General features: G+C 72.0%; 11 protein-coding genes and 1 pseudogene. 5 read left to right on the top strand and 7 right to left on the bottom strand.

The features are described 5' to 3' along the window. The first annotated feature begins 186 nt into the window (after positions 1-186). Positions 187-657 carry a hypothetical protein gene (locus ADL08_RS15270; RefSeq protein WP_234352148.1) on the top strand — a complete coding sequence of 157 codons (471 nt, stop codon included), beginning with the start codon at positions 187-189 and terminating at the stop codon, positions 655-657. A 65-nt stretch (positions 658-722) separates the two neighbouring features. On the opposite strand, the gene ADL08_RS15265 is transcribed toward ADL08_RS15270, so the two are convergent. The 4 genes from ADL08_RS15265 to ADL08_RS15250 form a co-directional block, all read right to left on the bottom strand. Continuing rightward, a complete protein-coding gene (locus ADL08_RS15265; protein ID WP_053643114.1) occupies positions 723-2,168 on the bottom strand; it encodes a GH1 family beta-glucosidase in 1,446 nt (481 codons plus the stop codon). A 57-nt stretch (positions 2,169-2,225) separates the two neighbouring features. Continuing rightward, positions 2,226-3,137: a carbohydrate ABC transporter permease gene (locus tag ADL08_RS15260; RefSeq protein ID WP_053643111.1), complete on the bottom strand. Its 912-nt coding sequence runs from the start codon at positions 3,135-3,137 to the stop codon at positions 2,226-2,228. Between the two features lie 3 nt (positions 3,138-3,140). Beyond that, positions 3,141-4,145 (bottom strand): carbohydrate ABC transporter permease, encoded by a 1,005-nt coding sequence (locus ADL08_RS15255; RefSeq protein ID WP_053643109.1) that lies wholly within the window; start codon positions 4,143-4,145, stop codon positions 3,141-3,143. A gap of 91 nt (positions 4,146-4,236) precedes the next feature. Beyond that, entirely contained in the window at positions 4,237-5,571 is a 1,335-nt protein-coding gene (locus ADL08_RS15250) for an ABC transporter substrate-binding protein (RefSeq protein ID WP_053643107.1), read from the bottom strand. Positions 5,572-5,941: 370 nt separating this feature from the next. Here ADL08_RS15250 and ADL08_RS15245 point away from each other — a divergent pair, with 370 nt between their 5' ends. Continuing rightward, entirely contained in the window at positions 5,942-6,982 is a 1,041-nt protein-coding gene (locus ADL08_RS15245) for a LacI family DNA-binding transcriptional regulator (RefSeq protein ID WP_053643105.1), read from the top strand. A gap of 129 nt (positions 6,983-7,111) precedes the next feature. On the opposite strand, the gene ADL08_RS15240 is transcribed toward ADL08_RS15245, so the two are convergent. After that, on the bottom strand, positions 7,112-8,857 hold the full coding sequence (locus ADL08_RS15240) for a glycoside hydrolase family 6 protein (RefSeq protein ID WP_053643104.1): 1,746 nt from the start codon (positions 8,855-8,857) through the stop codon (positions 7,112-7,114). 968 nt (positions 8,858-9,825) lie between these two features. Between ADL08_RS15240 and ADL08_RS15235 the strand changes: the two genes are divergently transcribed. From ADL08_RS15235 to ADL08_RS15225, 3 genes are all read left to right on the top strand, one after another. Beyond that, entirely contained in the window at positions 9,826-10,359 is a 534-nt protein-coding gene (locus tag ADL08_RS15235; protein WP_053643251.1) for a SigE family RNA polymerase sigma factor, read from the top strand. Next, positions 10,359-11,030 (top strand): hypothetical protein, encoded by a 672-nt coding sequence (locus tag ADL08_RS15230; RefSeq protein ID WP_053643102.1) that lies wholly within the window; start codon positions 10,359-10,361, stop codon positions 11,028-11,030. Before ADL08_RS15235 ends, ADL08_RS15230 begins: the two co-directional genes overlap by 1 nt. A 71-nt stretch (positions 11,031-11,101) precedes the next feature. Further along, positions 11,102-11,524 carry a secondary thiamine-phosphate synthase enzyme YjbQ gene (locus tag ADL08_RS15225; protein ID WP_053643100.1) on the top strand — a complete coding sequence of 141 codons (423 nt, stop codon included), beginning with the start codon at positions 11,102-11,104 and terminating at the stop codon, positions 11,522-11,524. 346 nt (positions 11,525-11,870) lie between these two features. Here the strand turns inward: ADL08_RS15225 and ADL08_RS15220 are convergent. Then, positions 11,871-12,202 (bottom strand): annotated as a pseudogene (locus tag ADL08_RS15220) (IS5/IS1182 family transposase); the annotation flags it as partial. 164 nt (positions 12,203-12,366) lie between these two features. Further along, the gene (locus tag ADL08_RS15215; RefSeq protein WP_053643096.1) at positions 12,367-12,603 is read right to left on the bottom strand and encodes a hypothetical protein; all 237 of its coding nucleotides are present in this window, start codon (positions 12,601-12,603) and stop codon (positions 12,367-12,369) included. Positions 12,604-12,704: the final 101 nt, after the last annotated feature.

Genomic DNA, 12,704 nt, shown 5'->3' with positions numbered 1-12,704 from the left:
GAGGTCCTCGGCGTCCCGCGAAGAGGTTTCCGGCAGCCCTGTTCCGTCCAGTGGAACGCGCGTAGAGCCGGGCCGGGGAAGCCGGGCACAGTGGGTGTCGTGCCGGGGGGAAACGGCACACCGGGACCGCCGGGGAAGGCGGCCCGGACCACGTCACACCCGTGACCCGATGTGTGGGGGGACCACATGCGCAAGAACCGAGCCGCCCGACTGGCCGCCGCCGCCCTGCTCGGACTCGGAGGCCTCGGCGCCTTCGCCGGCACCGCGCACGCCGAGCCGATCGACTACGTGCGGATCGAACTCGTCGAACTGCACTGCCAGAAGAACAGCGAGGGCGACCACGACGAGGCCTACCTCAAGATCACCGACGCCAACGGCAACGCCGTCAAGGTCTGGCCCGGCGGCAGCCTCAAGTACCAGACCATGGGCACCGGTTACGTCCGCTCCATGGCCGACGGCAACAGCAGCGCGGCCCTGATCCTGGGCAAGCAGCAGGCCCGCACCCTGACCCTGTGGGACTACGACACCACCAGCGGCGACGACAAGCTCGGCGCCACCCTGGTCACCGGCTCCGAGGTCGGCGCCGAGACCCAGTGGCGCACCGTCGAGGGCTCCGGCGGCGTCTACGTCATCGGCTACCGGGTGATCGACGTCTGACACCCGCCCAGAACGCCCGGAGGGCCGTGCCGGAACCCCGGCACGGCCCTCCGCGCGTCTCCGCCTCAGCCCGCGTCCGGTGCCGACAGCTCGCCCGACCGCGCCACCCGCGCGTACCAGCGGGCGCTCGACTTCGGCGTCCGCTCCAGGGTGTCGTAGTCGACCCGGACCGCCCCGAACCGCTTCGCGTAGCCGTACGCCCACTCGAAGTTGTCGAGCAGCGACCAGAGGAAGTAGCCGCGCACGTCCACGCCGTCCGCGAGCGCCCGGTGCACCGCCTCCAGGTGCGCGTGCACGTAGGCGGCCCGCTCCGGGTCGTGCACCGAACCGTCCGGGCCGACCACGTCCTCGTACGCCGCCCCGTTCTCGCTGATCACCAGCGGAAGACCGGGGTACGCGGCGGACACCCGCTTCAACAGGTCGTACAGCGCGCCCGCGTCGACCGGCCAGCCCATCGCCGTCCGCTCGCCCGGCGCCCGGTGGAAGGCGACCCGGTCCGCCCCCGGCCACGGGGAGTGCGGACTGTCGCCGTGCCCGTCGTCCTGCGGCTTCTCGGCGCCCGCCGCGACCTCCGACACCAGGGTCGGCGCGTAGTAGTTGACCGCGAGCAGGTCCAGCGGCTGCCTCGCCGTCGCCGTGTCCCCGTCCCGCACGAAGGACCAGTCGGTGAGGTGCGCGGTGTCGGCGAGCAGGTCCTCCGGGTAGGCGCCCTCCAGCATCGGCCCCAGCCAGACCCGGTTGCCGACGGCGTCGATGCGGCGGACCGCGTCCAGGTCCCCGGCCGAGCCGGTCAGCGGCCGCACCTCGTGCAGGTTGAGCGAGACGGAGAGCTGCCGCCGGTCCGCCGGCAGCGCGGCCCGCAGCGCCTGGACCGCGAGTCCGTGCCCCAGGTTGAGGTGGTGGGCCGCGCGCAGGGCGGCCACCGGATCGGTGCGGCCCGGCGCGTGCACCCCGGAGCCGTACCCCAAAAAGGCGCTGCACCAGGGCTCGTTGAGCGTGGTCCACCGGGAGACCCGGTCGCCGACGGCGTCCGCGACGATCCCCGCGTACTCGGCGAACCGCTCGGCGGTCGACCGCTCCGGCCAGCCCCCCGCGTCCTCCAGCTCCTGCGGCAGGTCCCAGTGGTAGAGCGTCAGGGCCGGCTCGATCCCGGCGGCCAGCAGCTCGTCCACGAGCGCCCGGTAGAAGTCCAGGCCCTTCTGCACGGCGGGACCGCGCCCCGTGGGCTGCACCCGGGACCAGGAGACGGAGAACCGGTAGGCGTTCAGGCCGAGTTCGGACATCAGGGCGACGTCCTCGCGGAACCGGTGGTAGTGGTCCACGGCCACGTCGCCGGTGTGGCCCTCGAAGACCCTGCCCGGGGTGTGCGAGAAGGTGTCCCAGATGGACGGGGTACGGCCGTCCTCCGCCGCCGCTCCCTCGATCTGGTACGCGGCGGTGGCCGCGCCCCAGAGGAAGCCGGGCGGGAACGAACGGGTGGCGGTGAGCGGCCGGGTTTCGGACGCGGTCATAGGAGGGCGCTCCCAACGCTGGTGCGGGATCGGTACGTTGTGCGGGGAAGGGGCAGGTCAGCTCTTGACGGCGCCGGCCGTGATGCCGCCCACGATGTGCTTGCCGAGGAAGGCGAAGACGAGCAGCAGCGGCACGGTGGAGATCAGGGCGCCGGTCAGCACGATGGCGTGGTCCACGCTGTGGTTGCCCGCGCCGAGCCCGGCGAGCGCCACCTGGAGGGTGGGGTTGCCGTCCGGGGTGAGCGCGATGAACGGCCAGAAGAAGTCGTTCCACGACTGGACGAAGACCAGCATGCCGAGCACCGCCATCGCGGGCCGGGCCACCGGGAAGACCACGTGCCAGATCACCCGGAGGCTGTGCGCGCCGTCCATCCGGGCCGCCTCCACCAGCTCCACGGGCAGTGCCTCGACCAGGAACTGGCGCATGAAGAACACGCCGAAGGCGGCGACGAGGGAGGGCAGGACGACCGACTGGAGCTGGTCGACCCAGCCGAGGTCGGTGACGATCTGGTAGAGCGGGATGACGCTGAGCTGAGGCGGGATCGTCATGGTGGCGACCACGAGCGAGAGCAGCATCGTGCGGCCCCGGAAGGGCAGTTTGGCGAAGGCGAAGCCGGCGAGCGTGGAGAAGAGGACGGTGGACACGGCCACCAGGCTCGCCACGATCGTCGTGTTGACCAGGGCCTCGCCCATGTCGACCTGGTTCCAGGCGAAGGTGAGGTTGTCGAGGAGGCGGGGGCCGGGCAGCAGCGGCGCCGGGGCCTCCACGACCCGCTCGCCGGTGTGCGAGGCGGCGACCACGTTCCAGTACAGCGGGAAGAGCGAGACCACCGCGGCGAGGGCGAGCAGGACGTACGTCAGAGGTCCGGCGTGGTGCTGCTTCCCGGCCGACTGGCGGAAGCGCCGGCCGGGCGCGGGGCGTTCGGCCGCCGGGCTCGCCGGGCGGGGCGTGTCGAGTGTGCGGGCCACGGGTCAGCCCCCCAGCTTCTTGCGGTTGTGGCGGGAGACGAGCGCCTGGACGCCGCCGACGATCAGCAGGAGCAGCAGCATCACCCAGGCGATGGCCGAGGCCTGCCCGAGGGCGCCGGTGACCCACCCCTTCTCGTACATCAGCAGGCTCAGCGTCTGGAACTGGTTGCCGCTGCCGCCACTGATGCCGACGCTGCCGCCGTAGAGCATCGGCTCGCCGAAGAGCTGGGTGGCGCCGATGGTGGAGACCACGATCGTGAAGAGGATGGTGGGCCGGATGGAGGGGATGGTGACGCTGAGGAACTGGCGCCAGCGCGAGGCCCCGTCGAGCGAGGCCGCCTCGTACAGGTCCTGCGGCACGGCCTGCATGGCGGCCAGGTAGATCAGCGCGTTGTAGCCGGTCCAGCGCCAGGTCACGATCGTCGAGATCGCGATCTGCGCCGGCCACTTGGACGCCTCCCAGTCGACCGGGCCGACGCCGGTCCACTCCAGGAGGGTGTTGATCATCCCGTAGTCGGTGTTGAACAGCTGGGCGAAGACCAGGGTCGCCGCCGCGATCGAGGTGGCGTACGGGGCGAGGATCGCGACCCGGAAGAAGCCGCGGCCCCGGAGCCTGTAGTTCAGCAGGTGCGCCAGGCCCAGGGCCATGAGCAGCTGCGGGACGGTCGAGATGACCCCGATGGTGAAGGTGTTGGCGAGCGCGTTCCAGAAGAACTCGCTGGTCGCCAGGTCGCCGTAGTTCTCCAGGCCCTTCCACTCCGCTCCGCCGCCGAGCTCCACCCGGTGGAGGGAGAGCCAGCCCGTGTAGATCAGCGGGAAGAGGCCGAAGGCGGCGAAGGTGAGGAAGAAGGGGGCGACGAAGACGTACGGGACCGCCTTCAGGTCCCAGCGGTAGAGGGTGCTGCGCCAGCCGCCGGGGGCGGTGCGGCGACCGTGCGGGCCGGGGGAGGAGGGCGGTGCGGCGGGCGGCGGGGAGCCGTCGGACCGCGTCCGGACGGAGGTGGCCACGGGGGCGTCCTTCCAGGTCGATGCGTGCGCCGGTGCGGACGGTGCCGGTCCGCCGCCCGGCAGGCGGCGGCGGACCGGCACGCGGCCCCCGCTACTGGTCGATCTTGTCGTCGACCAGCTTCTTGACGTTCTCCCAGGCCTTGGCCGGGTCGGTGCCGCGCTGCTCGATGTCGAGGATGCCGTTGTCGGTGAGGAAGGTCTTCACCTGGCCGTCCCAGCGGCTGATGCTGGCCGGCGTGATCTTGGCGGCGGCGCCGGAGAAGATCCTGCCGACCGGGGCGTCGCCGAAGTACGGCAGCTTCGCCTCCTGGACGGCGACCGAGGTGAGCGTGTCCTTGGACGAGGGGATGTTGCCGTTCACCGCGAACACCTTGGCGTGCTGCTCGGGGGCGGTCAGCCAGGCGGCGAGCTCGGCCGCCTCCTTGGCGTGCTTCCCGGACTTCGGCACGGCGAGGAAGGCGCCGCCCCAGTTGCCGGCCACCGGCGGCGCGGCGATGTCCCACTTGCCCTGGTTGGCCGGTCCGGCCTGGTCCTTGATGATGCCGGTCATCCAGCTCGGGCAGGCGACGGTGGCGAACTTCGAGTTCTTGAAGGCCGCGTTCCAGGTGCCCTTCTCGTCGAACTGGCGCAGCTTGGCGGTGAGTCCGCCCCGCGCCGCCGCGACGGCGGTGTCCCAGGCCTTCTTCACGCCGGGGCTGTTCTCCCAGTCGAGCTTGCCGCTCGCGTCGGCGTACTGCACCGGGTCGCTGGAGACGACCGCGTTGAAGAGGCCGCTCGCCGAGTCGTGGAAGGCGGTGCCGGCGGGTGCGTTCTTCTGGTATGTCTTGCCGACCTCCAGGAACTTGGACCAGTCGCCCGCCCACAGCTTGCCGACGGCGTCGCGGTCGGTCGGCAGCTTGGCCTTGGCGAAGAGGTCCTTGTCGTAGCAGACGGCCATGGGGCCGATGTCGGTGCCGAGGCCGATCACCCTGCCGTCGCCGGTGGTCGCCTGCTTGACCTTCCAGTCGAGGAAGGCGCCGAGGTCCGCGCCCCCCTCCTTGCCCAGGTCGACCCACTTGTCCGCCATGGTGGAACCGGTCGCCTCGGCGATGTAGCCGACCTCGATCGCCTGGACGTCCGCGAGTCCGCTGTTGCGGGAGAGGCGCAGCTTCAGCGTGTCCCAGTACTTCTGCCCGTCGGCGACGTTCGACTCCTCGATCTTGATGCCGGGGTGGGTCTTCTCGTACTCGGCGTAGAGCTTGGCGCCGGTCTTGTCGTCGTAGCCGAAGGAACCGAAGGTCCCGACCCGCAGCGTGATCGCGCCGCCGCTCTTGGCGCCGTCGTCACCGTCGCTGCCGCAGCCGGTGAGCAGGGTCGTGCCGGTCACGGCGACGGCGACCGCCGCGATCGCCGTGCGGCGCCCGCGTCTGCTGCTGGAAGTGCGCATTCCACTCTCCTCGTCCAAGGTGGTGCTCGTTGTGCGCCAAGGGGTCCGGCCGGCTGAACGCGGCTCGGCGGCGGCCGGCCGGGACCCGTCGCGGGGTGTGCGCCTCTGGTTATGGGAGCGCTCCCACGTCGTTGCCGGAAGGTTGCTGCCTGCCGGGTCCAGGTGTCAAGACGTGAAGGCGGATTCGTTACCGGAAGGTTTTCCGGGGGTTTCGCGCCCTCCCGGCGCCCCGGTCCCGTCATCTCCTGAACGATCTCCCGGTCCCGCCTCGTGGCGCGGAAGGGCTTGGGTGATCTAATGTGGGAGCGCTCCCATCAATGAAGGGGCAGGTCGAGCGGTACTTCGCCCTACGAGGGGAGTCACGGAAGTCGTGAACGGACGGCAGAGCGGCAGACCCACCCTGGAACAGGTCGCGGCCAGGGCCGGGGTCGGCCGGGGCACGGTCTCCCGGGTCATCAACGGCTCCCCCCGGGTCAGCGAGCGGACCAGGACGGCCGTCGCCCGAGCCGTCGCGGAACTCGGCTACGTCCCCAACCAGGCCGCCCGCGCCCTGGCCGGCAGTCGCACCGACGCGATCGCGCTCGTCATCCCCGAGGTCGAGGCCCGGCTCTTCGCGGAGCCCTACTTCCTCGACCTCATCCGGGGCGTCAGCGCCGAACTCGCCGACTCCGACAAGCAGTTGCTGCTCACCCTGGTCCGCAGCGAACAGGAGCGGCAGCGCTTCGAGCAGTACCTCGCGGCCCAGCGCGTCGACGGGGTGCTGCTCGCCTCCGTCCACGGCGACGACCCCCTGCCCGACCGGATCGGGGAGCTGGGCCTGCCGGTCGTCATGAACGGGCGCCGCACGGAGGCCGAGCCCGTGCCGTACGTGGACTCCGACAACATCGGGGCGGGGCGGGCGGCCGTCGCCCATCTGGTGGGGCGCGGCCGGAGCGGGATCGCGACCGTCACCGGACCGCTCGACATGTACGTGGCGCGTGCCCGGCTCGGCGGCTACCGGGCCGGCCTCACGGAGGCCGGTCTCGCGCCCGACGAGGAGCTGGTCTCGACGGGCGACTTCACCGAGGAGGGCGGCCGGCGGGCCATGCGCCTGCTGCTCGACCGCAGACCGGACCTGGACGCGGTCTTCGCCGCCTCCGACGTGATGGCGGCCGGGGCGCGCGGGGCCCTGCGGGAGGCGGGCCGCCGGGTGCCCGAGGACGTCGCCCTCGTCGGGGTCGACGACTCGCCGGTGGCGCGGCTCATGGACCCGCCGCTGACCAGCGTGCGGCAGCCGATCGAGGAGATGGGCCGCACGATGGCGCGGATGCTGGTCCGGAGGATCGCGGAGGACTTCGAGGGGCGGGCGGAACCGGCGGAGCTGTGCCGGCACGTACTGCCGACGGAACTGGTGGTGCGCGAGTCGTCCTGAGGGGCCCGGTCCCCGCGGCCCGGTGGGTTCCGGACCGCGGGTTCTTCCGTACGGGGCGCTACGGCCGGGGTGCTGGGGCCGGGGCGCTGTGGCCGAGGCGCTACACGCCGGGGGGCTACGACCGGGGTGCTACAGCGCCGGGTGGGCGTTCTTCAGGAGCTCCTGGAACTGGGCCGAGAACCAGTGGCCCGAGACCGGGGCGTTCGGCAGCGCGCCCGACATGCTGTTCCCGTTGCGGGCGTTGCCCGTGTACGTCGGGTCGCACATCCGGTCGAATCCCTTGCCCTCGTCGTTCGGGATCTCCTTGCTGGCGCCGTCGGACTCGCCCGGGGGCTTCATCCAGACGTACGCGTCGATGCCCGCGGCGGGCGCCGCCTGCGGCCGCTCGCCGAGACCCGCGCCGGACTGGTTGCACCAGTTGCCGAGGTGGATGCGCCGGTCGTAGCGCCCGCCGTTCACGTACGTGTCGACGTTGGTCGTCGCGCCCGGGGCGGTGGGCCGGGCGGTGCCGCCCCAGCCGTTGCGGGAGGTGTCGATCAGCATGCCGAGGTGGGCGTCGAAGCCGAGCGAGACCAGCTTGGCGCGCATGGCCTGGGCGTACGACAGCTCGTCGGTGTACCGGTTCCAGTCGACCCACTTCGACTGGCGCACGGAGACGCCGTTCACGCTGTCGCCGATCCCGAAGTGGGCCTCCTTCAGGGCGCTGTAGTTGGCGGTGTTGACGATGAAGCCGTGCACGTTCGCGACCGTGGAGCCCTCGGCGGTGGCGGCCTGCTTGAACAGTTCGGCGGAGGCGCCGAAGTTGTCGTCCCAGCCCAGCCAGCCGTGGTGGCCGGCATCCACGTAGTTGTAGACGTTGGCGATCGAGCCCAGCTTGTTCAGGGCGTAGCCGACGCCGGTGACGTAGTTGCCGTTGGCCTTCATGACGTCGCAGCCGGGCGTGGCGGTCGGCCGTCCGCTGACGTTGGTGACCAGGTTGGGCAGCGAGTCGATCTCGACGGTGGTGACGATCCGGAGGCCCGCGTACTTGGGGTCGGCGAGGATCGCGGCGATCGGGTCGATGTACTGGGTCTTGTAGCGTCCGATCTCCGTCGGGCCCAGCTCGCCGTTGGAGGCGAGCGCCGCGCAGTCGCGGCCGGGCAGGTTGTAGACCACCAGCTGGACGACGAGCTCGCCGGAGCCCTTCTGCTTCAGGGCCTCGTCCAGGTGGGCGCGCAGGCCCATGGAGGTCGCGGAGCCGTTGACGGCGGCGATCCGGTCGAGCCAGACGCCGGTGGGCTGGTTCGACACCTTGGTGCCGCCCGGCTCGGCCGCGGCCTTCGCGGACCACTCGGGGTTCACGTACACCTTGGCGCCGGCGTAGGGGTTGTCGGCCTTGGAACCGGCGGGCGGGGTGGTGGGAGGCGTGGTGGGCGGTGTGGTCGGGGGGTCCGTGGGAGGGGTGGTGGTCGTGTTGCAGGTGACCCCGTTGAGCTTGAAGGTCGCGGGCACCGCGTTCGTACCGCTGTGGGAGCCGTTGAAGCCGAAGGAGGTCGAACCTCCCGTGGTCAGCGTCCCGTTGTAGGAGAGGCTCTTGGCGGTGACGGCGGTGCCGGACTGGGTGATCGTGGCGTTCCAGCCCTGGGTGACCTGCTGGTTCCCGGCGTAGGACCACTCGACGGTCCAGGAGGCCACCGGGTCACCGGTGTTGGTGACGGTCACGTCGGCGCCGAAGCCGGTGTTCCACTGGTTGGTGATCCGGTAGTCGACCTTGCAGCCGGGGGCGGCGGCGCCGGCGGTGGCGGCGCCGAGGACGGTGGCGGTGGCGCCGGTGGCCGTGATGAGGCCGAGCGCCGCCAGGAGGGCGGTGCGGCTGGTGCGACGGGTGCGGCTCATGCGGGTGGGGTTTCCTTTCGGCCGGGAAGGGGCGATCGCCGGGAAGGGGCGACCGGAAGTGGGCGCGCGGGTGGTCGCGCGGCCCGATGCCGAACGCGGTGGAGGTGCCGTCGTACGCGCTGACCGGAACGGTTCCGGAAGCGCGGTCCCGGGTGTTCCCGGTACGACGGACCGCGGGTGTCGAAGGGGTGGACGTGCCGGGTGGCGGCCGGATTCTCCGCCGGATCGGCGGGGGGCGTGCGCGGGCCACCGGCTCGTGTCGTCGGAGTACGCGCTGCCCGGCACGAGGGCGGGGTTCTTCGCCCCCGTGGCCCGGTCGGCGTCCACCGGGCCCCGCGTGCGGGCGATCGCGTGATCGAGGCCGGCCCGGCGGCCCGCCCGTGTCACGGGGAGCGCCGTCGGGGACGCACGCGGCGGGGGTGGTGTTCGCGGTCGTGGGCGCCGCTCCCGCGAGCGGCACGGACGGACGCGGGAGGGACAGGAGAGGTGCGGGAGGTACGGGATGTCGCATGAGCGAGTCCTCGCAGCGAGGGCACAGGCCTGACGCCGTGCCGACTGGATGGAACCGCTCCCACTGGGTCCGGCAGACCGTAGCGCCAACGGCGGCCAAGGAAAAGAGGAGTTGAGCAAATTCCTCGTCGGCCGCCTTCAACTCTTCGCACGCCTTGACGCCGTCGCGTCCCGACTGCACAGTGGGAGCGCTCCCACTAGTTCACGGCTTGTCTCCGAGCACGTTCCGCTCATCGCACCGGCCCTCCCCTCCGAGCCGCGAGGAGAACCACTCCCGTGCCGAACTCCCCACCGCGAACCGCGGGAACGGGCGCGCCCCGGACCCGCCTGGACAGCCCGTCGCGCCGCCGCTTAGGGTCGGGACCCGAATCGTCGGGCGGCCGCCCGTGACACCGGGAACCGTCCAGGAGCGCGTACGTGGTCACCCTCACCCATGCCCACCGGGAACGCCCGTGGCCGTGACGGACACCGGGGGTGACGACGCCGCGGCCGAGTTCCGGGCCTTCTTCGAGCGCCACTACACCGAACTCGCCCGACTCGCGCACCTGTTGACCGGCGAGACCGATGCCGCCGACGACCTGGCGGCCGACGCGATGCTCGCCCTGTGGCACCGCTGGGACCGGGTCCGCGCCGCCGACCACCCCGCCGCCTACGCCCGGGGCGTCGTCGCCAACCTCGTCCGCACCCGGATCCGGAGCACCGTGCGCGAGCGGCGCAGGATCACCGCCTTCTGGGACCGGCGGCCCGAACACACCGAGGACCCGGACGTCCCCGCCGTCCTCGACGTCCGCACCGCGCTGCGCGCCCTGCCGTTCCGCAAGCGCGCCTGCGTCGTCCTCCGGCACGCCTTCGACCTCTCCGAACGCGACACCGCCCTGGCGCTCGGCGTCTCGGTCGGTACGGTCAAGAGCCAGACCGCCAAGGGCATGGCGGAACTCCAGCGGCTGCTCGGCGACCGGGCCGCGACCGAACTCACCGCGGGAAGGCGCTGATGGACGACACACGGCTCCGCCACGAGCTGCGCGAGGCGGCACTCGCCCACCGGCCCGACCGCGCCCGCATCCTGGCCCGGGTGGAACGCGGCCTCGCCGCGCCCGTGGCCCGGCCGCGTCCCCCGGCCGGATGGACCGGCCGCCGCTGGGCGGCGGTCGCGGCGGTGACGGCGGCGGTCGCCGGGGCGGTGGGTCTGGCAGGAATCACGACCACGGCGTCGACCGACCGCCCGACGCCCCCCGCAAGCACCCCCACCGCCCTGCCCGCCCCCGGCCCGGCGGCACGGGCGACCGGCACGGTCAACCCCGGCAGCAACCGCTGGTGGGCGCAGAGCGACCTCGGCGTGACGACCGGATCGCCCGTCACGGGCCTCGTCGTCGAACTGCGGATCGCCCGCACCGCCGGCGTCGTGAGCACCGGCCACTGGCGCACCCGCCCCGCCGACGACTTCACCACGACGGTGACCGAGGAGCCGGGCTCCCTGGTCTACCGCTGGACCCTCAAGGAGGGCCGCACGCTACCGCCGGGCCCGCACGTCTTCGCCGCCCAGTACAACCACTCCGAGGGGGTACGGGACGCCTCGTCCGACACGTACGGCATCACCCTGACGGCCCCCGACGGCGGCCTGACCACCCTCCGGGGCGGCTTCGCGCCCCTGCCGCCGAGGTGACGGGGGCGGCGGTCCCGGAGCCGCCCGCGTGGAGAGTTCGAGAGAACCGCCAGGTCGGCCACCATGGAGCCATGAGCCACGGATTCGAGACCCGCACCCTGGACGTCACCACCGGATCGTCGGAGACGGTCCACGACCTGACCCGGGAGTGCGCCGCCTTCCTGACGGAGGTCGCGCAGGGCCGGGACGGACTCCTCAACGTCTTCGCGCCCCACGCGACCACGGGGATCGCGCTGATCGAGACGGGGGCGGGCAGCGACGACGACCTCCTGACGGCCCTCCACCGCCTCCTCCCCGCCGACGAACGCTGGCAGCACCGCCACGGATCCCGGGGCCACGGCCGCGACCACGTCCTGCCGGCCCTCGTCCCGCCGCACGCGACACTTCCCGTGATCGGCGGGGAGCTGGCCCTCGGGACGTGGCAGTCGGTGTGCCTGGTGGACACGAACGTCGACAACGCGAACCGTCAGGTGCGGTTGAGCTTCCTCGGATGACCCGGGGCGACCGAGATCGTCCTGGGTGCGGCCGCCGATCCTCCCTACGAGTCGGTGCGCGGTAGCGGGTGCCCACCATCAGCCGGTGTTCGTGGACCGGCTCGTCGCCACGCTCATCCACCCGCGCCACGACCTCCCGCACGCGGTCCCGGCCCTCCACCGCCTCGTCCGGGAAGGCCTGACCCATGCCCACGAGCACGCCTGGGGCGCACCGGTCACCATCCGCATCGACTACGGTCCACCGCCACCGTCATCGAGGCCGTCAACGCCTCCGGCATGCCGGCCGCGCACCCCGCGCCCCCCGGTCACGGGCTGGTGGGCCTGCGTGAACGGGTCCGCGCCGTGATCCACTCCGCCGTCGCCCAATGACGATGCGGTGGGCGCGGGCAGCGGTGATGTCGACCGTGCGGCCGGGCAGCGCGGGTGAGTACCAGATGAACTCGCCGGCGGGATCGGTGACGGCCTGGACGTTCACTCCGTGCCGTCCACCAGGACGTACTCGGGGCGCGCCCGGCGCAGGGCCTGTGCCAGGGACGGTGCCCTCGAAGCGAAAAGCTTGATCACGCCCTGGGTGTGCTCGCGCGGGCGGACCAGGGCGATGACGGCGCGTCGCGAGGGCCGCGACGTGCACCGGCGGTCACCCTCGCGGGTGACGATCGGGATCGTGAACCACTCCACAAGCGCGTGCGGCGGGGTGGGGGACCAACGAGGCCTCCGGTCGAAGTGGTGGAGACGTCAGACATCTCGCATCACTGCCCGAAGGCCACGCCTGCTGTCCAGCCCCGGCCGTCACCCGATCGGTGACCACTCCGAAGATCCTCAGCGGACCTCTTCTCGTTCTGTCAGCGCGAGTTTCGAGAGCGGCGCTTCTCGTGCCGCTTGCCGGTGAGACCGACGGCGATCCAGAAGGCCATGATCACGGCACCGATGATCAGGCTCTTCGGGGGAAAGAGGAAGCCTGTGACGATGACGAGGAAAGACATGAGCACGATGCCTCGGGGCGTGTTCATGAACCGGTCGGCGGCAAGGACCATGCCGAGGGATTTCGAGGGGGTGACAGAGCCGTGCTCTTCTGCCATCTGCGCACTTCACCTTTCCGTTGTGCTTGGTCGTTCCTGCTGTACGCCCCTGGTGGGGTCCCGGATGTCTCCGGGACCCCACCAGGGTTTCACCACGCGTG

This window comes from Streptomyces sp. NRRL F-6492, from assembly GCF_001280125.1.
Lineage (GTDB): Bacteria > Actinomycetota > Actinomycetes > Streptomycetales > Streptomycetaceae > Streptomyces.
The sequence above is the reverse complement of the archived record's forward strand: the minus strand, read 5'-3'. Positions and strand labels throughout refer to the sequence as shown.

Bases quoted from the DNA above. Each gene is read 5' to 3' on its own strand.
- ADL08_RS15270 (WP_234352148.1), top strand. From the start codon at position 187: ATGCGCAAGAACCGAGCCGCCCGACTGGCCGCCGCCGCCCTGCTCGGA.
- ADL08_RS15265 (WP_053643114.1), bottom strand. From the start codon at position 2,168: ATGACCGCGTCCGAAACCCGGCCGCTCACCGCCACCCGTTCGTTCCCG.
- ADL08_RS15250 (WP_053643107.1), bottom strand. From the start codon at position 5,571: ATGCGCACTTCCAGCAGCAGACGCGGGCGCCGCACGGCGATCGCGGCG.
- ADL08_RS15240 (WP_053643104.1), bottom strand. From the start codon at position 8,857: ATGAGCCGCACCCGTCGCACCAGCCGCACCGCCCTCCTGGCGGCGCTC.
- ADL08_RS15230 (WP_053643102.1), top strand. From the start codon at position 10,359: ATGGACGACACACGGCTCCGCCACGAGCTGCGCGAGGCGGCACTCGCC.
- ADL08_RS15225 (WP_053643100.1), top strand. From the start codon at position 11,102: ATGAGCCACGGATTCGAGACCCGCACCCTGGACGTCACCACCGGATCG.
- ADL08_RS15215 (WP_053643096.1), bottom strand. From the start codon at position 12,603: ATGGCAGAAGAGCACGGCTCTGTCACCCCCTCGAAATCCCTCGGCATG.